Annotated in this window: 17 protein-coding genes and 1 tRNA gene; 12 read left to right on the plus strand and 6 right to left on the minus strand. The window is 65.3% G+C overall.

The genetic code is table 11. From position 1 onward, the window contains the following. The first annotated feature begins 25 nt into the window (after positions 1-25). The gene (locus tag V6B08_RS16835; protein WP_341982984.1) at positions 26-757 is read left to right on the plus strand and encodes a 2OG-Fe(II) oxygenase; all 732 of its coding nucleotides are present in this window, start codon (positions 26-28) and stop codon (positions 755-757) included. Here the strand turns inward: V6B08_RS16835 and dgt are convergent. Next, a complete protein-coding gene (dgt, locus tag V6B08_RS16840) occupies positions 754-2,025 on the minus strand; it encodes a dGTP triphosphohydrolase (RefSeq protein ID WP_341982986.1) in 1,272 nt (423 codons plus the stop codon). The genes V6B08_RS16835 and dgt overlap by 4 nt on opposite strands. A gap of 79 nt (positions 2,026-2,104) precedes the next feature. On the opposite strand from dgt, the gene V6B08_RS16845 reads away from it, so the two are divergent. The 5 genes from V6B08_RS16845 to V6B08_RS16865 are packed head-to-tail and all read left to right on the plus strand — an operon-like array spanning position 2,105 to position 7,049. After that, positions 2,105-2,680: a helix-turn-helix domain-containing protein gene (locus V6B08_RS16845; RefSeq protein ID WP_341982988.1), complete on the plus strand. Its 576-nt coding sequence runs from the start codon at positions 2,105-2,107 to the stop codon at positions 2,678-2,680. Further along, positions 2,677-3,168 carry a GNAT family N-acetyltransferase gene (locus V6B08_RS16850; RefSeq protein WP_341982990.1) on the plus strand — a complete coding sequence of 164 codons (492 nt, stop codon included), beginning with the start codon at positions 2,677-2,679 and terminating at the stop codon, positions 3,166-3,168. The genes V6B08_RS16845 and V6B08_RS16850 overlap by 4 nt, the downstream gene beginning before the upstream one ends. After that, positions 3,165-3,689, plus strand: coding sequence for a GNAT family N-acetyltransferase (locus V6B08_RS16855; RefSeq protein WP_341982992.1), 525 nt, complete (start codon positions 3,165-3,167; stop codon positions 3,687-3,689). The genes V6B08_RS16850 and V6B08_RS16855 overlap by 4 nt, the downstream gene beginning before the upstream one ends. A 12-nt stretch (positions 3,690-3,701) precedes the next feature. After that, positions 3,702-5,846: an FUSC family membrane protein gene (locus V6B08_RS16860; protein WP_341982994.1), complete on the plus strand. Its 2,145-nt coding sequence runs from the start codon at positions 3,702-3,704 to the stop codon at positions 5,844-5,846. Positions 5,847-5,858: 12 nt separating this feature from the next. Beyond that, positions 5,859-7,049 (plus strand): MFS transporter, encoded by a 1,191-nt coding sequence (locus tag V6B08_RS16865; RefSeq protein WP_341982996.1) that lies wholly within the window; start codon positions 5,859-5,861, stop codon positions 7,047-7,049. Positions 7,050-7,080: 31 nt separating this feature from the next. Here the strand turns inward: V6B08_RS16865 and V6B08_RS16870 are convergent, their stop codons facing one another. Continuing rightward, positions 7,081-9,279, minus strand: a complete 2,199-nt coding sequence (locus V6B08_RS16870; RefSeq protein WP_341982998.1) for a xanthine dehydrogenase family protein molybdopterin-binding subunit — start codon at positions 9,277-9,279, stop codon at positions 7,081-7,083. Positions 9,280-9,281: 2 nt separating this feature from the next. Then, positions 9,282-9,746: a (2Fe-2S)-binding protein gene (locus V6B08_RS16875; RefSeq protein ID WP_341982999.1), complete on the minus strand. Its 465-nt coding sequence runs from the start codon at positions 9,744-9,746 to the stop codon at positions 9,282-9,284. Positions 9,747-9,938: 192 nt separating this feature from the next. Here V6B08_RS16875 and V6B08_RS16880 point away from each other — a divergent pair, with 192 nt between their 5' ends. Continuing rightward, positions 9,939-10,352: a winged helix-turn-helix transcriptional regulator gene (locus V6B08_RS16880; protein ID WP_341983000.1), complete on the plus strand. Its 414-nt coding sequence runs from the start codon at positions 9,939-9,941 to the stop codon at positions 10,350-10,352. 57 nt (positions 10,353-10,409) lie between these two features. Here the strand turns inward: V6B08_RS16880 and efp are convergent, their stop codons facing one another. Next, positions 10,410-10,976 carry an elongation factor P gene (gene efp, locus V6B08_RS16885; RefSeq protein ID WP_341983002.1) on the minus strand — a complete coding sequence of 189 codons (567 nt, stop codon included), beginning with the start codon at positions 10,974-10,976 and terminating at the stop codon, positions 10,410-10,412. A gap of 114 nt (positions 10,977-11,090) precedes the next feature. On the opposite strand from efp, the gene epmA reads away from it, so the two are divergent. Both epmA and V6B08_RS16895 read left to right on the plus strand, forming a co-directional pair. Next, a complete protein-coding gene (gene epmA / locus V6B08_RS16890) occupies positions 11,091-12,146 on the plus strand; it encodes an EF-P lysine aminoacylase EpmA (RefSeq protein ID WP_341983004.1) in 1,056 nt (351 codons plus the stop codon). Beyond that, positions 12,122-12,808: an extensin-like domain-containing protein gene (locus V6B08_RS16895; RefSeq protein ID WP_341983006.1), complete on the plus strand. Its 687-nt coding sequence runs from the start codon at positions 12,122-12,124 to the stop codon at positions 12,806-12,808. Before epmA ends, V6B08_RS16895 begins: the two co-directional genes overlap by 25 nt. A gap of 157 nt (positions 12,809-12,965) precedes the next feature. On the opposite strand, the gene acs is transcribed toward V6B08_RS16895, so the two are convergent. Next, positions 12,966-14,909, minus strand: a complete 1,944-nt coding sequence (gene acs / locus V6B08_RS16900; protein ID WP_341983008.1) for an acetate--CoA ligase — start codon at positions 14,907-14,909, stop codon at positions 12,966-12,968. A gap of 141 nt (positions 14,910-15,050) precedes the next feature. After that, positions 15,051-15,521 (minus strand): MarR family winged helix-turn-helix transcriptional regulator, encoded by a 471-nt coding sequence (locus V6B08_RS16905; RefSeq protein WP_341983010.1) that lies wholly within the window; start codon positions 15,519-15,521, stop codon positions 15,051-15,053. Positions 15,522-15,648: 127 nt separating this feature from the next. Here V6B08_RS16905 and V6B08_RS16910 point away from each other — a divergent pair, with 127 nt between their 5' ends. From V6B08_RS16910 to V6B08_RS16920, 3 genes are all read left to right on the plus strand, one after another. Further along, the gene (locus tag V6B08_RS16910) at positions 15,649-16,161 is read left to right on the plus strand and encodes a PaaI family thioesterase (protein ID WP_341983011.1); all 513 of its coding nucleotides are present in this window, start codon (positions 15,649-15,651) and stop codon (positions 16,159-16,161) included. 75 nt (positions 16,162-16,236) lie between these two features. Then, positions 16,237-16,947, plus strand: coding sequence for a hypothetical protein (locus V6B08_RS16915; protein WP_341983013.1), 711 nt, complete (start codon positions 16,237-16,239; stop codon positions 16,945-16,947). A gap of 126 nt (positions 16,948-17,073) precedes the next feature. Next, positions 17,074-17,147, plus strand: a tRNA-Gly gene (locus V6B08_RS16920). The last annotated feature ends 17 nt before the right edge of the window (positions 17,148-17,164 follow it).

A 17,164-nucleotide genomic window follows, 5' to 3' on the forward strand; every position in this document is an offset into this window, starting at 1 on the left:
AGCAATCAGTCTATAGGATGCAGCGATGCAGCACACGATCACATTCAAGCCAGATGGCACATTCAAGACAGCTTCTATCGACTGGAACCAGGTCGAGGCGGCGATTTTCCGCGATGGCTTCGCCCGCCTGCCGGACATGCTGGATGCAACGGGCTGCCGCGCGCTGGCCTCGCTCTATGGCGAGGACAGATTGTTCCGCAGCCGCATCGACATGGCCCGCCATGCTTTCGGGCGCGGCACTTATGCCTATTTCGCCGCCCCCCTGCCGGAACCGATCACTGCGCTGCGCACCGCGCTCTATGCCGGCCTCAGCCCCATCGCCAACCGCATGATGCGCGCGCTGGGCCGCGATGCCACTTATCCTGCAACCCATGCAGAATTCATTGCCCGCTGCCATGCTGCCGGGCAGACGCGGCCGACGCCGTTGCTGCTGCAGTATCGCACCGGCGACTATAACCGGCTGCACCAGGACCTCTATGGCGATACGGTATTTCCGCTGCAGAGTGTCACCATGCTGTCTCGGCCCAATGAAGACTTTACCGGCGGTGAATTCCTGCTGGTGGAAAACCGCCCCCGGCAGCAGAGCATCGGCCGCGTGCTGGCACCGCTACAGGGCGAGATGATCGTGTTCGCGGTTTCAGACCGTCCGGTGCAGGCTGCGCGCGGCTTCATGCGCGCGACGATGCGCCATGGCGTGAGCGAAGTGTTGAGCGGCGAGCGCTACACCTTCGGCTGCATCCTGCATGATGCGGCTTAAAGCGAGATATCGCGCAACTGCTGCTGCATCTCGATGGCATAGCGATCGGTCATGCCCGAGATATAATCCGTGATGCTGAGCAGGCGCTGATAGCGCGTGGTGGCACTGCGGTAATGCGGCACCAGGTCGAGCAGGCGCTCGGCGGTGACATGGCCGGGCTTGGCATCCAGGGCGCCGACGAACAGGTCGAGCAGGCGGCGGATCACCGCGATGCCTTCAAGTTCCTTGGTCACGGTGCGCTCCCAGCGGTAGACCCGCTCGGCAGCCAGTGTCTTGAGCTTCTTCACGGTCTCGCGGTGCGGCGTGGCATCCACCACGGCGGCTTCCAGCGGCGCGGCGACGAAGGCGGCGCAGCAGGCATCGATCAGGCCGCCGATGGCGCGCGAGCGCAGTGTCGAGAGTTTCTCATCGGCATTGCGCAGCTTGTAGCGTTCGCCGAGATCGGCGCCGATGATCGGCAGGAACAGTTCCTCGGCCTCGCTGAAGCCGATGCGGCCCAGTTTCACGCCGTCTTCCACGTCGATGATGCTGTAGCAGATGTCGTCGGCGGCCTCGACCAGATAGGCCAGCGGATAGCGCCGCCAGGCCTGCACGCCCGCGAAAGGCTCAAGCCGCAGCCTGGCGGCCAGGGCGGCGAATAGTTCGGCCTCTGCCTGCATGAAGCCATGCTTCTTGCGGCCGCTATAGCCGGGTTTCTGCCGCGCATCGCTGGCGCAAGGGTATTTGGTGAAGGCGCCGAGCGTGGCATCCATCAGCCGCATGCCGCCCTCGTTGCGGTCCATCTGCAGCCGCGTGAGAATGCGGAAGCCTTGAGCATTGCCCTCGAAGCGCAGGAAGTCCTCGAGTTCGGCATCGCTCAGATCGTCGCCGCCGCGGCGGCCGAAGAAATCGGCGAACCAATGCTGCATCGCCTGCTCGCCGGTATGGCCGAAAGGCGGATTGCCGATGTCATGTGCCAGGCAGGCGGCGGCAACGATGTCGCCGAGATCGGCGGCGAGATGCGGATGCGCCTTCAGCACATCATCGGGCAGCCTGCGAGCCACCTGGCCGCCGAGCGAACGGCCGACGGAGGCCACTTCCATCGAATGGGTCAGCCGCGTGCGCACGAAATCGGTATGCGGCAACGGATGCACCTGGGTCTTGTTCTGCAGCCGGCGGAAAGCCGAGGAAAACACGATGCGGTCGGCATCCTGCTGGAAGGGGGAACGGCCATCGCCGGGCGGGCGGCGGTTCGGCGGGCAGCTCAACAGGGTTTCGATCCAATCCATGAATCGTTTCCTAGCATCTACGCTGGCGGCCTGCCATGGCCCCTTGCCAGTATAATTCCATTATAGTAGATTTATTCCAATGAATGACCCTGGTGACATCGAAGCCCGCATCGCCGCCCGGCTGAAAGCCCGCCGCGAGGAACTGGGGCTGACGCTGGACATGCTGGCGGAGCGCTCAAGCGTCAGCCGGGCGATGATCTCGCGCGTTGAGCGGCGGGAATCGAGCCCCACGGCGGCCCTACTCGGGCGGCTCTGCGCCGGGCTGGAAACCACACTGTCGAGCCTGATGGCCGGCATCGAGGATATCAGCCGCACGCGTTTCGTGGCGGCGGCCGAACAGCCCTTCTGGCGCGACCCGGCCACCGGCTTCGAGCGCCGCGCGGTGACGCCCGGCGGCACGGCGTCCGCAGTGGAGATCGTGCAGGGCATGCTGCCGCCCGGCGCCCGCATCGAGTATCCGGCGCTCAATCCCGCGAGTTATGACCAGCATATCCTGGGCCAGGAGGGCCGGCTGCGCTTCCATCTCGGCGATGCAAGCTTCGATATCGGCCCCGGCGACTGCCTCTACACCATGCTCGACCAGCCGCATGGCTTCCGCAATCCCGGCAAGCAGCCGGCGCGCTATCTCGTCATCATCCGAAAGCTACGGCCATGATCACACTCCGCGATGCCACTGCTACCGACATGGCGGCGATCCTGCCGATCTATAACGATGCCGTGGTCAACACCACCGCCGTGTTTGATTACGCGGCGCGCAGCCTGGAAGCGCAGCGCGCCTGGTTCGCGGCCAAGCAGGAACAGCAATTGCCGGTGTTGCTGGCCGTCGAGGGCGATGCCGTGCTCGGCTTCGCCAGCTATGGCCCTTTCCGGCCCTGGCCGGCCTATCGCCACACGGTGGAGAACGCCATCTACATCGCGCCCGAACGGCGCGGCCAGGGGCTAGGCAAGCTGCTGTTGCCGGCGTTGTTCGCCCGCGCCCAGGCCGCCGGCATGCATGCCATGATCGCCGGCATCACGGCGGACAATGCCGCCAGCCTGCACCTGCATACTCAGATGGGCTTCCGCGAGGCCGGCAGGCTTACCGAGGTCGGCTGGAAATTCGAGCGCTGGCTCGACCTGGTGTTCATGGAAAAGCGCCTATGATCCGCATCCTGACGCCGCCCGAGGCCGAAGCCGCCATCGACGACCTGGCGGAGATCCTGCGCGACTGCGTCGAAGGCGGCGCCATGGTGAATTTCATGCTGCCCTACAGCCACGGCGATGCGCTGGGCTTCTGGCGCAAGGCGCTGGCGGCACAGCAGCGCGGTGAGCTGGTGCTGTTCGCCGGCTATGACGCGGATGGGCATTTGAGCGGCACGGTAAGCCTGGGCCTGGATGTGCCGCCGAACCAGCCGCACCGCGCCGAGGTGAAGAAGATGCTGGTGCATCGCCGCGCCCGCCGCCAGGGGCTGGCCCGCCGCCTGATGCTGGCGCTGCATACGGAAGCCCGGCGGCTGAACCGCCATCTGCTGGTGCTCGATACCGGCCAGCATAGCGAGGCGGAACCGCTGTATCAGGCGCTGGGCTACAGCCTGCTCGGCGTGATGCCGGCCTATTCCCTGCCGCCCCAGGGCGGCGCGCCGCAACCCTGCGCCTTCTACTATAAATTCCTCGACGCCGCCTGATATAACAGGGCCATGCGGCCCCTGATCAGTTTCTCCACCCTCGCGCTGCCGCAGCAGCAGAGCCTGAGCGGCGCCACCGCCGCGCTCGGCGTCGCGCTGGTGGCACTGGTGGCCGGTTTCGCCACCGATTTCAATACCGCCGCCGGCATGGCCACCGGCGCCATCTGCGTTTCCATCGTCGATACACCGAGCCCGCCGAGCCACAAGCGCGCCAGCTTCCTGCTCGCCCTGGCGCTGTGCAGCGTCATCACGCTGCTCACCGGCCTGGCGGCACCCTATCCATGGCTGATGGCGCCGTTGATCACCGTTTTCGGTTTCGCCGCCGCCATGGTGACAGCGCATGGCAAGGCGGCTCTGGCGCTCTGCATGGCGATGATCCTGGCCTCGATCTTCACGCTCGGCGCCGAAATCCATGAACGCGGCGGCGCGCTGCATCATGCGCTGCTATTCGTGCTCGGCGGCACCGGCTATCTGATCTACGGCGTGGTGGTGGCGGAACTGCTGGCCAAGCGGCACAAGCGCATCGCCCTGGTCGGCGCCTTGCGCGGCCTGGCCGACTATACCCGCGAGAAAGCAGCGCTCTACGATCCCAACGAGCCGCTGGATCGCGCCTATGACCGGCTGATCGAGCGCCAGGTGACGCTGATGGAGCGCGTCGAAGCCGCGCGCAACCTGCTGCTGCGCCATATCGAGGATGATGCCGAGCATCGCCTCGCCGCCGGCCTGGTGGCTTTGCTGGACAGTTTCGAGACCGTGCTCTCAAGCCAGATCGACTATGCCCTGCTGCGCAAGGCCTATGGCGAACGCGGCACGCCGCTGCCGGCCTTGCGAGACATCGTGCTGCGGCTGGCCGACCGGCTGGAAATCCTGGCCGAGGAAATCGCCGGCCATGCCCCCTGCCCGGCGCTCGATCCGCTGGAAGCCGATCTTGAAAAACTGAAAAGCCGCTCGGCTGATCTGCTGGCCCAGGCGGCGGCGCCGGATACCGAGATGGGCCGCGCCGCTCTGGAACTCAACGCCGCCTTCGTGCGCATCGGCCATGCCATCGCGGCGGTGCGCCGCCAGCAGCAGGCGGCACGCGACGATGCGGCGGCAGCCCTGCAGCTCAGCACCGTGCAGGTGGCGGATTTCCTGCCCGCGCGGCCCTATGGCTGGCGCACCATGGCGCGGCATTTCCGCAGCAACTCGCCGATCTTCCGCTACGCGCTGCGCTTTTCCAGCGCCATCCTGGCCGGCTATATCATCAGCCTGCTGCTGCAACCCTGGTTCCACCATGGCAGCTGGATCATGCTGACCGTGGCGGTGATCATGCGCGCCAGCTATTCGGCAACGCGCCAGCGCCAGAAGGACCGCCTGATCGGCAATCTGGTCGGCTGCGTGCTGGCCGCCCTGGCGCTGCAATATATGAGCGATCCCTGGCTGCTGGCGCTGGCGGCCTTGAGCATCGGCCTGAGTCACGCCTATGCCCCGGTGCGCTACCGCGTCACCGCTGTGGCCGCCGCCGTGATGGCTTTGCTGATGATGCATTTCATCAATCCCAGCTCCGGCAATGTGCTGATCGAGCGCCTGGTGGATACCCTGATCGGCGCCCTGCTGGCCTGGGGCTTCAGCCATCTCTGGCCGAACTGGGAGCGCGCCGGCCTCTCCGACCGCGGCGCCAACCTGCTGCGCGGCTTGCGCAAATACGCCCGCCAGGCGCTGAAGCAGAACCCGCCGGACCAGACCTACCGGCTGGCGCGCAAGGACCTGTTCGATGCCATCGCCGACTTTGCCGCCTCGCTGAAACGCATGCCGGACGAACCCGGCCTCGGCCAGGTCGACCTGCCGCGTCGGCGGGTTTTCCTGAGCCAGAGCTACCGCCTGATGTCGCATCTGGCCGCCCTGCATATCGTGCTGCGCATGCGCGGCCGCGAGGTCGATCCGCAATTGCTGGAACGCCTGCTCGGCCTGCACCGCCACCGCCTGCTGGATATCCTGGGGGCGCCGCCGCCGGCTATCCCCGAGCCACCGCCGCAACCGCTGCCCGATGCTGAACTCGGCAGCGCGCCGCTGCTGGTGGTGCTGCAGCGCCGGCTGCTGCAGGCCGAGCAGCTGGCCAGCGAAATCCGCCAGCTTTCCCAGCCGGAGGCGGCTGTATTGACTGAGGCTTTGCGGTAAAGTCAGTCCGCCATGTTCGCCCCGCTTGACCGCTTGCGCGACTCCTCCCCCGGATTCCGCGTCAGCCTGTTTTTCATCGCCCTGTTCGCCATTCCCGGCGTGCACCTGCCCTTCTGGGCGGTGTGGCTGGAAAGCCGTGGCCTCAGCCCGACGGAAATCTCGATCATGCTGGCCACCGCCATCTGGCTGCGCCTGGTCGGCGCGCCGCTGGCGGCGCATATCGTGGACAAGAGCGGCGAGCGCCGCCGCGCCATCCAGGTCTGCGCCATCGCCAGCCTGATCAGCTTCATCGGCTTCGGCCTGGTGGATGGCTTCTGGCCGCTGCTGCTGGTGGGCATCGCCTTCGCGCTGGTCTGGTCGCCGCTGGCGCCGCTGACCGAGAACCTCGCCATGCTCACCGCCACGCATCACGGCGTGCAATATGGCCGCATCCGGCTGTGGGGCAGCATCAGCTTCCTGGTCTGCGCCTATCTCGCCGGGCTGTGGCTGAAGGGCCGCAGCGAGGACTGGATTTTCTGGCTTATCCTGGCCGGCATGCTGCCGGTGGTCGGCTGCGCCTATCTGCTGCCCGATATCCGCCTGCCGCTGGACCGCCCGCGCGCCGGTGCCCCGGCTTTGCGGCTGCTGCGTGATGGCGGCTTCCGCATCTTCCTGCTGACCAATGCCTGCCTACAGGCAAGCCATGCCGCCTTCTATACCTTCGGCACCCTGCATTGGCGCAGCGTAGGCCTTAGCGACGCGCAGATCGGCTTCCTCTGGGCCGAAGGCGTGATCGCCGAGGTGATACTGTTCGCGGTGGGACAACGCGTGGCGGCCAAGCTCGGCGGCGTCGGGCTGCTGCTCTGCGCCGTGGCCGGTGGCGTGATCCGCTGGAGCCTGCAGGGCGTGCTCACCGACATGACCTCGCTGGTGTTGCTGCAGGTACTGCATGCCGCCACCTTCGGCGCCGCCCATCTCGGTGCCATGCGGCTGATGGCGGAAGGCTGCGATGCGTCGGCCTCGGCCACCGCGCAGACCCTCTATGGCGCCGGCAACGGCATGATGCTGGCCATCGGCACCATGGTGGTGGGGCCGCTTTACGCCGCCGGCTTCACCGGCCTGGGGGGCGGCTGGGTCTATCCGGCGATGCTGCCGCTGACGATCATGGGCGGCGTCGGCACCTGGCTACTCTGGCGCCGACGCCACCAACTCCGTTTCGGTTAGGCCTTGCGTTTTGGTTAGGCCTCCGTTTCGGTTAGGCCGACTTGATTGACGACGGCAGCGGCAGGGCACGGAAACGCTGCCCCGTCGCGGCCATCAGCGCATTGGCTACTGCCGGACCGATCGGCGGCAGGCCAGGCTCGCCGATGCCGGTCGGCTTTTCCTTGGAGGGCACGATATGCACCTCCACCTTCGGCATCTGGTCGATGCGCAGCACTTCGTAATCGTGGAAATTCGACTGCTGCACTTCGCCCTTTTCCAGCGTGATGGCGCCCGAGAGCAACGCTGCCAGGCCATAGCCGATGCCGCCTTCCACCTGGGCCTTGATGATCTCCGGGTTGATCGGCTGGCCGCAATCCACCGCCGCCACCACGCGCTCGACGCGCCAGGAACCATCGGCCTGCACCGACACTTCCGCCACTTCGGCGACAAAGGACGAGAAGCTTTCATGCACGGCGACGCCGCGCGCCCAGCCCTTCGGCAGCGGCTTGCCCCAGCCGGCCTTCTCGGCCGCCAGGTTCAGCACGCCAAGATGGCGCGGGTGCTTGGCCAGCAGCTTGCGCCGCAGCGCCACCGGGTCCTGCTTGGTCGCCAGGGCGATTTCATCCAGGAAGACTTCGGTGGCGAAGGCGGTATGGGTCGAGCCGACCGAACGCCACCACAGCACCGGCACGCCAGACTTGGTGGTGTGCAGATCGACAGCCAGATTCGGGATGGCATAAGGCAGGGTGGACGCGCCTTCGACCGAAGTGATATCGACGCCATTTTTCACCATGACCGGCTCGAACGGCGTGCCGGTGAGGATCGACTGGCCAACGATGCGCTGACGCCAGGCGGTGATCTCACCCTTTTCATCCACCGCGGCCGCCAACGCATGGTGATAGAGCGGGCGGTAATAGCCGCCGCGAATATCATCCTCGCGGGTCCACAGCACCTTCACCGGCGGCTTGCCGGCGCCGAAAGCTTTTGCCACCTGCACCGCCTCGACGATGTAATCCGACTGGGTGGTGGCGCGGCGGCCGAAGCTGCCGCCGGCATAGAGCGTGTTGATCTTCACCTGCTCCGGCTTGAAGCCCAGCACATGGGCGGCATTGGCCTGATCCACGGTCTGGAACTGGTCGCCGGCCCAGATTTCGCAGGCGTCATTGCTCAAGCGTACCACGCAATCCAGCGGCTCCATCGGCGCATGGGCGAGGAAGGGAAAATCATACGTGGCCTCGAATTTCCGCGCCCCCTGCCCCGCCGTTGCTTGACTCAGGGCGACTTCCGCATCGCCATCGCGCCGTGCCGGGACACCGGGCTGTTTCGCCAGCGCGCGGTAGCTTGCCAGCATCTCGTCCGAGCCACGGGTCTCGGCGGCACTGAGATCCCATTCCACCTGCAGGGCTTCGCGGCCCTTGTTGGCGGCCCAGAAACCCTTGGCGATCACCGCAACGCCGCTTGGCACCTGCACGACGTCGACCACACCCGGCACCTTGCGGGTCGCGGCGGCATCGACGCTTTTCACCTTGCCGCCGAATTGCGGCGGACGGGCGACAAGGGCGGTGAGCAGCCCCGGCAGCTTCACGTCGATGGTGAACTGCGCCGTGCCATTGGCCTTGGCCCGAGCATCGAGGCGCGGCGCCCGCTTGCCGATCAGCGCGAACTTCGCCGGGTCCTTCAGCGTCACGCTGGCCGGCGGCGTCTGGCGCGCGGCATCCACGGCCAGTTCGCCAAAACCCGCCTTGCGGCCCGAGGCGGCATGCGACACCACGCCCTTGGCGACGGTGATCTCAGCCGCCGGCACTTTCCAGCGTTCGGCGGCGGCGGCTACCAGCATGGCGCGCGCCGTGGCACCGGCCTGGCGCAACTGGTCCCAGGAATTCGCCATCGCGGTGGAGCCGCCAGTGCCCTGCATGCCGAAAGCCAGGTTGGCATAGAGCTTGGCATCGGCCGGCGCGCCGGTGGCGCGCACCTTGCTCCAGTCGGCATCCAGTTCCTCGGCCAGGATGGTGGCAAGGCCGGTATAGCTGCCCTGGCCCATTTCCACATGCTTGGCATAGACGGTGACAATGCCATCCGGCGCGATGCGCACGAAGGCATTGAGCATGCCGCCCTCGCCCGCTTTAGCCGTGGCGGCGAAGGCCTTGCCAGCCGGCGCCATGTGGAAGCCGACGACGAGGCCGGCGGCGGCAACAGCGCTGCCCTTGAGGAAGGAACGGCGCGAAGTATCGATCGGTCGCTGCATGGTCATGCTCAGGCCCTCACGGTCTTGGCGGCATCGTGGATGGCGGAGCGGATCCGCACATAGGTGGCGCAGCGGCAGATATTGCCGCGCATCGCCTCGTCGATATCCGCATCGCTGGGGTTGTTGTTGCCGCTGAGCAGTGCCACTGCGGACATCACCTGGCCGGACTGGCAATAGCCGCATTGCGCCACTTCATGCTTCACCCAGGCAGCCTGCACCGCCTGCGCCACCTTGCCATTCAGGCCCTCGATTGTGGTGATTTTCTTGCCTTCGATGGCGGAAAGCGGCGTGGAACAGGCGCGCACCGGCTCGCCTTCCACATGCATGGTGCAGGCGCCGCATTGCGCCATGCCGCAGCCGAACTTGCTGCCGGTGAGGCCAATTTCATCGCGCACTGCCCAAAGCAGCGGCATATCGGGATCGACATCGAGGCGAACGGGCTTGCCATTCAGGGTGAATGTGACGGGCATCATCAAGTCTCCGCGATTTTGCGCACGCAAGGGGGTGGGGCAGTTGGCGGCGCTTGGGCAGAAATAGGCGCCTATGCTATACTCGGCAAGAAGGCACCCGAAAGTTCCATAGGCACCGCGCGGATACTGTGCTGCAGTGATCCGCGTCAGCGTTTTCTCTGTGCCAGCCTGGATATGCGTTTTTTAGGAGCCCCGATGATGCTGAGCCCCACACCCGATACCGACTTGCCGGTTTCCTGCGCCGGCTGCGACGACCCGCGCGTGGAAGAACTGGTGCGCGACCTGCTGACCCGGCTGGCCGACCGCTGGACCTTGCTGACCATCGAGAACCTGGATGCCGGCCCGATGCGTTTCTCGCGCCTGCGCGAACGCCTGCCGGGCGTGAGCCAGAAGATGCTGACCCAGACCCTGCGCCAGTTGGAGCGCGACGGACTGGTGGCCCGCCATGTGCACCCGGTGGTGCCGCCGCATGTGGAATACAGTCTCACGCCGCTCGGCCACAGCTTGGGCGAAGTGGTTTGCGGCATGTGGCAATGGGTGATGCAGAATGGCGACCGCATGGAAGCGGCGCGGCAATGCTTCGATGCCCGCGTGAAGGAAACCGTCTGAATAAAAAAAGCCCGCCGGAATGGCGGGCTTTTGCTTTGCGGCGTGAAGCTGCGGCGCTTAGTCCTTGGCGCGCTCCATATAGGCATTCTCGGCGACGTTGATGACGATGCGGGTGCCGATGCCGACGAAGGGCGGCACCATGATGCGCACGCCATTCGACAGGATCGCCGGCTTGTAGGAGGAAGCGGCCGTCTGGCCCTTCACCGCCGGCTCCGTCTCGGCGACATCGAGGATCACGGTCTGCGGCATCTCGACGCTGACCGCCTTGCCTTCATACAGCGCGATCTCGACCTTCATGCCGTCCTGCAGATACACCGCGCTGTCGCCCACCACCTCGCGCGGCACCGGCAGCTGCTCGTAATTCTCCACATCCATGAAGGTGAGCGTGTCGCCCTCGGCATAGAGGAAGCTGAATTCGCGGTTTTCGATGAAAACGCGCTCGACGGATTCCGTGGTGCGGTAGCGCTCGCTGATCTTCAGGCCGGTGGCAAGATCGCGCAGGTCGAGCTGGGTCACCGGGGTGCCCTTGCCCGGCTGGATATTCTGCGCCGTCATCACGGCGTAGAGCTTGTTGTTGATCTCGACCACGTTGCCCTTGCGCAACTGGTTGGCATTGACCTTCATGGGACGTCCTTTGAATCGAAAAAACGGGCCCTCGATTCCAGGCCCGCTTGCGTAAAAGCCGGCCGGAAACTATCAGGTCATATACGGTGAAACAACCCGATTCGGCCTGAAAACATGACCAAGACGGGAACGGAATGGTGGCGGCCTGGGCTCTATGCCCGCAGGCGGCCCAACCTGTTGCGCCGCATGGCTATTCTGGCGGCAATCCGGGCGTATTTCGCGGCTGAGCGCTTTGTCGAGGTCGAGACCCCGGCTTTGCAGGTCTCGCCCGGGCTGGAGCCGCACCTGAAAGCCTTTGCCACCGAGCTGGAGCGGCCCGATGGCAGCCGCGCACCGCTCTATCTGCATACCTCGCCGGAATTCGCCATGAAGAAGCTGCTGGCGGCAGGCGAGGAAAAGCTGTTCCAGCTTGCCCCGGTGTTCCGCAACGGCGAACGCGCCGCCCTGCATCACCCGGCTTTCACCCTGCTGGAATGGTATCGTGCGCATGCCGATTACCGCCGCCTGATGCAGGATTGCGAGGCGATGCTGCGCGCCATCGCGGCCAGCATCGGCGAGAGCCGACTGCGCTGGCAGGGACTGGAAGCCGATGTCGCCGCGCCGTGGCAATATCTCACTGTGCATGAGGCCTGCCGCCTGCATGCCGGCATCGACCTCAGCCTCTGCATCGGCGCCGATCCGCTCAAGCCCGACACGGCTGCGATGCGCGCCGCCTGCGCCGGCATCGGCCTGCGCGTCGATGACGGCGATAGCTGGGACGATCTCTATTTCCGCCTGGCGCTTGAGCGCATCGAACCGCAGCTCGGCCTCAAGGCGCCGACGATTCTCTATGACTACCCGATCCACATGGCGGCCCTGAGCCGGCCGAAGCCCGGTGCGCCGCATCTCGCCGAGCGCTTCGAGCTCTATGCCTGCGGCGTCGAACTGGCTAACGCCTTTTCCGAACTGACCGATGCGGAGGAACAGCAACGCCGCTTCGAGGCCGATATGGCGCTGAAGCGCAGCCTCTATGGCTACGATTATCCGATTGACCCGGATTTCATCGCCGCCCTGCGCCATGGCCTGCCGGATTGCACCGGCATCGCGCTCGGCATCGACCGGCTGGTGCTGCTGTTCTGTCATGCCGAACGCATCGAGGAGGTATTGTGGCTGCCGGTTTCCGACGTCTAGCCGCCCTGCTGCTGCTCGGCTTTCTGGCCGCCTGCGCCCAGGCCCCGCGCCCGGTGCCGGCGCCGCCGCCACAGCCCGTGGCCGTGCCGGTGCCGCCGCCGAGCCTGAAACTGTGGCCGAACCGCGATGCCATCCAGTCGGCCTGCCTCAACGATCTCGCGGCACTCGGCGCGCAATTCGAGTTGATCGCCCAGGCCGAGCAGGGCCGCGGCGGCTGCACATTGGAAAACGGCATCCGCCTCGACCGCACCACGCTGGAACTGAACCGCCCGGTGGAGCTGACCTGCCCGATGGCGGTGCGGCTGATGGAATTCGAGCGCGATGTGCTGAAGCCGCTCGCGCTCGGCACGTTCGGCAAGCCACTCAGGCGCCTGAACCATGCCGGCGGCTTCACCTGCAAGCGCATGACCGGCAATGGCAGCCGCATTTCCGAACACGGCCATGGCCGCGCCATCGACATCTGGGGCTTCAGCCTGATGGACGAGACGCGCATCTCCATCGACCGGCAATGGCGCAGCCGCGATGCCTTCGGTGCCTATCTGCGCGAAGTGGCGCGCAAGAGCTGCGACTATTTCTCCGTGGTGCTGACGCCGAACAGCGACGCCGCCCATGGCGCGCATTTCCACTGGGATATCGGCCAGTGGAAACGCTGCGGATTGTAGAAGAATTAGTCGTCACCCCCGGACTTGATCCGGGGGTCTTATGCCGCGTGGCGGCTGAAAAAGATGCCCGGGTCAAGCCCGGGCATGACGACGTTTCAGAATTCACCCCATAACGTCACCCTCGCGAAAGCGAGCATGACGAAGGCGGAAAAGCCGATCAGCCCTTGTTCTGGCGGTTGCTGATCAGATCATCCACCACGGTGGGATCGGCGAGCGTCGAGGTGTCGCCCAGCGCGCCGAACTCGTTCTCGGCGATCTTGCGCAGGATGCGGCGCATGATCTTGCCCGAGCGGGTCTTGGGCAGGCCCGGCGCCCACTGGATCAGGTCCGGCGTGGCGATCGGGCCGATCAGCGTGCGCACATGCTTCACCAGTTCGGCGCGCAGCTCGTCGCTGGCACTGATACCGGCCTTGAGCGTGACATAGGCATAGATGCCCTGGCCCTTGATGTCGTGCGGATAGCCGACCACGGCGGCTTCCGCCACCTTGGCATGGGCGACCAGCGCGCTTTCCACTTCCGCCGTGCCCATGCGATGGCCCGACACGTTGATCACGTCATCGACGCGGCCGGTGATCCAGTAATAGCCATCGGCATCGCGGCGGCAGCCATCGCCGGTGAAATACTTGCCGGGGAAGGTGCTGAAATAGGTGTCGATGAAACGCTGGTGGTCGCCATAGACGGTGCGCATCTGGCCCGGCCAGCTATCGGTAATGCAGAGGTTGCCCTCGGTGGCGCCTTCCAGCACCTTGCCCTCGCCGTCCACCAATTGCGGCTGCACGCCGAAGAACGGCAGCGTCGCCGAGCCCGGCTTCTGGGCGATAGCGCCGGGCAGCGGCGTGATGAGAATGCCGCCGGTCTCTGTCTGCCACCAGGTATCGACAATCGGGCAGCGGCCATCGCCGACCACGCGGTGATACCACAGCCAGGCTTCAGGGTTGATCGGCTCGCCGACCGAACCAAGCAGGCGCAAAGACGCGCGGCTGGTCTTCTTCACCGGGGCCTCGCCTTCGCGCATCAGGGCGCGGATCGCGGTCGGCGCGGTATAGAAGATGTTGACCTTGTGCTTGTCGATCACCTGCCAGAAGCGCGAGGCATCGGGATAGTTCGGCACGCCTTCGAACATCAGCGTGGTGGCGCCGTTCGCCAGCGGCCCATAGAGGATATAGCTGTGGCCGGTCACCCAGCCGACATCGGCGGTGCACCAGTAGATATCGCCATCGTGATAGTCGAAAACATACTGGTGCGTCATCGAGGCGAAGACGAGATAGCCGCCGGACGTGTGCAGCACGCCCTTCGGCTTGCCGGTCGAGCCCGAGGTATAGAGGATGAACAGCGGATCTTCCGCGTTCATCGGCTCCGGCGCGCAATCGGCCGGCACCTTGGCGGCCTCTTCATGCAGCCAGAGATCGCGGCCCGCCGTCCAATCGATCTTGCCGCCAGTATGCTTCACCACCAGCACCTTCTCGACGCCGGGGCAGGATTTCAGCGCCGCATCGGCATTGGCCTTGAGCGGCACGCCACGGCCGCCACGCAGGCCTTCATCGGCGGTGATGACGAACTTGCTGTCGCAATCCTGGATACGGTTGGCCAAGCTGTCCGGCGAGAAGCCGCCGAACACCACGGAATGGATGGCGCCGATGCGGGCGCAGGCCAGCATGGCATAGGCGGCCGCCGGGATCATCGGCAGATAGATGGTGACGCGGTCGCCCTTCTTGACGCCGTTGGCCTTCATCACATTGGCGAGCTTGCACACCTCGGCATGCAATTGCTTGTAGGTGATATGCGCCGACTTGGCCGGATCGTCGCCTTCCCAGATGATCGCGGTCTGGTCGCCGCGCTTAGCCAGGTGGCGGTCGATGCAATTGGCCGAAACGTTCAGCACGCCATCGTAATACCAGCGGATATGCAGGTCGTCCTTGGCGTAGGACACATCCTTGATCTTGGCATAGGGCTTGATCCAGTCGACGCGCTTGCCCTGCTCGGCCCAGAAGCCTTCCGGATCACTCACCGACTGCTGGTAGAGCGCCTTGTACTTGGCATTGTCGATCCAGGACCGCTTGGCCCACGCGTCGGAAACCGGAAACAGCTCGTTATCGGCCATGGCGGTGCTCTCCCTAGGCAACAGATTCTTGTGGCGCCGCTTAAGGCCGGCGCGCTTTCGCTGGGGATTATTCACAAAACATCCGCCAAGGCCAAGCACGAGGCCGCCCGCTTTCGACTAAAGCACAACTAGATCGTGGATTTACGAGCCGGTTGCGGCTTTGGGCGCGTCGCCAGGCAGCAGATTGGCGGTTTGCCGCAGCAGGCCGATCAGGTCATCGAAGGCCTCCTGGCCGCCGATCTGCTGCTTGAAGCTGGCCTGCGCCGCGCGCCAGGAGGCAAGGCCGGCACGCCAGGCGACACGGCCTTCCGCAGTGGCATGGAGCGCGCGGCGCCGCGCATCACCGGGGGCGGCTTCCTGCCGCACCAGGCCGAGCCGCTCCAGGATCGCCAGGTTGCGCGTCACCGTGGTGCGGTCGACATCCAGCAGCCGCGCCATCTCGGAGATCGACAGGCCGGGCCGCGCCAGGGCAAAGCCGACCAGGCTGAACTGCGCCGAGGTCAGGCCGGTATTGGTTTCGTAGAACAGGTTCACCCGCCGGGCCAGGCGGCGCGATTCATAACAGGGGCAGTATTCCCGTCCGTCAGGCTTCGGCTCCGGCCAGGGCCGCATATCCTGCCCTGCCGGCAAATCAGGTCCTGCCGCCACGTCAGCCGGGTCGAGAGGGTTGCGTCCAGGGGCGGAATTCATAATATGTGTATCTACACTAATTAAGCCGCCCCGCCAAGGAGGAACCGTCATGGCTGCAGCCGCCCCCCGTTTTCCAAGCGATGTCCAGCCGCCGGCCAACCCGGTTTTCGGCGTGCTGCCGCTGGAAAAGCTGCGCGAACTGGATGGCATCGACCTGTTCCGCGGCCTGATGGACGGCACCTTTCCCGGCGCACCGATCGCCGAAAGCATGAATATGTGGATCCACGAGGCCGAGGTCGGCCGCGTCGTGTTCGCCGCCCGGCCGCAGCGGCGGCATTACAATCCGATCGGCAGCGTGCATGGCGGCTTCACCGGCACGATGATGGACAGCGCCATGAGCTGCGCCATCCAGAGCACGCTGAAGAAAGGCACCGGCTACACCACGCTGGAATACCGTGTGCACCTGGTGCGCGGCCTCTCGGACCAGATCGGCCCGGTCTTCTGCGTCGGCACGGTCGTCAATGTCGGCCGCCAGGTCGGCACGGCGGAAGGCCATCTCTACGATGCCAGCGGCAAGCTCTATGCCCATGGCACCACCACCTGCCTGATATTCCCCATCTGAAGTTGAAAAAGTCGCACTTGAAGTTCCGAAATACTCTCCACAGATTGTACTTATTGAGCAAATCGGGAGAGAGTCATGCGACAGCCTTCGATTTCATCCGACGATTTGAATCAGCCGCCACATGTTTGGCGCCTTAGGCATCGGCGAGGCACGGCCCTGCTGCTGGCCTTGCTTGCCGGCTGTGCGCTGGCCGCCACCAGTGCGGCACAGACCAATACGGCGAAGACAGCCGACAAGACGACCCAGACGGTGCGACTATTCGATGCCGTGGCAAAGCATCCTGGGCCTAGCTGGCAAAAATACGAAGAACCGCTCGGCGGCAGCGAAGTGAACCGGCAGCAGCGAGAAACGGCTTTCATCCAGGAGCAGATTCCGAAAGGCGACAGCTTCAAGGCGTGGAAGCGGCTTTACGGCGTGGTGGCGCAGAAGCTGCCGGGTATGCCGATGCAGGATTTCATCAACCAGTCCCTGACGCCGCTGGTACAGGCTTGCGGTCGGGAGAATTTCACCGCCACCGTGCAGCCGCTGGCCAATGATTACACGCTGATCCGCGTGGTGTGCCAGAACACGCCGCACATACCGGTGGGCAGCGGCTATGGTGAAGGCGTCGGTGAAGTCGGTGTCTTCTGGTTCGGCAAGCAAGGCGACACGCTGGTCAAAATCTATCAGCAATGGCGCGGCAGCAAATTCTCCGCCAGCCAGGCCGCCTCCTGGCCGGTCAGCAGCGAGGAGGTCGACACCATGACCCAGCGCCTCAGCACCACGGCCCTGGCGCCTGCATCCTGATACCCGCCCACCTGAGGGCAGCTACATCCGCGCAACGAGCCTGCTTCGGCCCGCCCCCTGCCGGCCCTGACCTTGCAGCCCCGCGCCGGCTTGGCTAAGGTGCGCCCAGCCGACGCTGTGCGTTGCGCGGGTGTAGCTCAATGGTAGAGCAGAAGCTTCCCAAGCTTACGACGGGGGTTCGATTCCCCTCACCCGCTCCAAATTCCCCGACTGATAT

The organism is Ferrovibrio sp. MS7, from assembly GCF_038404985.1.
GTDB lineage: Bacteria > Pseudomonadota > Alphaproteobacteria > Ferrovibrionales > Ferrovibrionaceae > Ferrovibrio > Ferrovibrio plantarum.

Coding starts and splice junctions, on each gene's coding strand:
- V6B08_RS16870 (WP_341982998.1), bottom strand. CDS start 9,279: ATGACCATGCAGCGACCGATCGATACTTCGCGCCGTTCCTTCCTCAAG.
- V6B08_RS16850 (WP_341982990.1), top strand. CDS start 2,677: ATGATCACACTCCGCGATGCCACTGCTACCGACATGGCGGCGATCCTG.
- acs (WP_341983008.1), bottom strand. CDS start 14,909: ATGGCCGATAACGAGCTGTTTCCGGTTTCCGACGCGTGGGCCAAGCGG.
- dgt (WP_341982986.1), bottom strand. CDS start 2,025: ATGGATTGGATCGAAACCCTGTTGAGCTGCCCGCCGAACCGCCGCCCG.
- V6B08_RS16865 (WP_341982996.1), top strand. CDS start 5,859: ATGTTCGCCCCGCTTGACCGCTTGCGCGACTCCTCCCCCGGATTCCGC.
- V6B08_RS16880 (WP_341983000.1), top strand. CDS start 9,939: ATGATGCTGAGCCCCACACCCGATACCGACTTGCCGGTTTCCTGCGCC.
- efp (WP_341983002.1), bottom strand. CDS start 10,976: ATGAAGGTCAATGCCAACCAGTTGCGCAAGGGCAACGTGGTCGAGATC.
- epmA (WP_341983004.1), top strand. CDS start 11,091: ATGACCAAGACGGGAACGGAATGGTGGCGGCCTGGGCTCTATGCCCGC.
- V6B08_RS16855 (WP_341982992.1), top strand. CDS start 3,165: ATGATCCGCATCCTGACGCCGCCCGAGGCCGAAGCCGCCATCGACGAC.
- V6B08_RS16845 (WP_341982988.1), top strand. CDS start 2,105: ATGAATGACCCTGGTGACATCGAAGCCCGCATCGCCGCCCGGCTGAAA.
- V6B08_RS16860 (WP_341982994.1), top strand. CDS start 3,702: ATGCGGCCCCTGATCAGTTTCTCCACCCTCGCGCTGCCGCAGCAGCAG.
- V6B08_RS16905 (WP_341983010.1), bottom strand. CDS start 15,521: ATGCGGCCCTGGCCGGAGCCGAAGCCTGACGGACGGGAATACTGCCCC.
- V6B08_RS16875 (WP_341982999.1), bottom strand. CDS start 9,746: ATGATGCCCGTCACATTCACCCTGAATGGCAAGCCCGTTCGCCTCGAT.
- V6B08_RS16915 (WP_341983013.1), top strand. CDS start 16,237: ATGCGACAGCCTTCGATTTCATCCGACGATTTGAATCAGCCGCCACAT.
- V6B08_RS16910 (WP_341983011.1), top strand. CDS start 15,649: ATGGCTGCAGCCGCCCCCCGTTTTCCAAGCGATGTCCAGCCGCCGGCC.
- V6B08_RS16835 (WP_341982984.1), top strand. CDS start 26: ATGCAGCACACGATCACATTCAAGCCAGATGGCACATTCAAGACAGCT.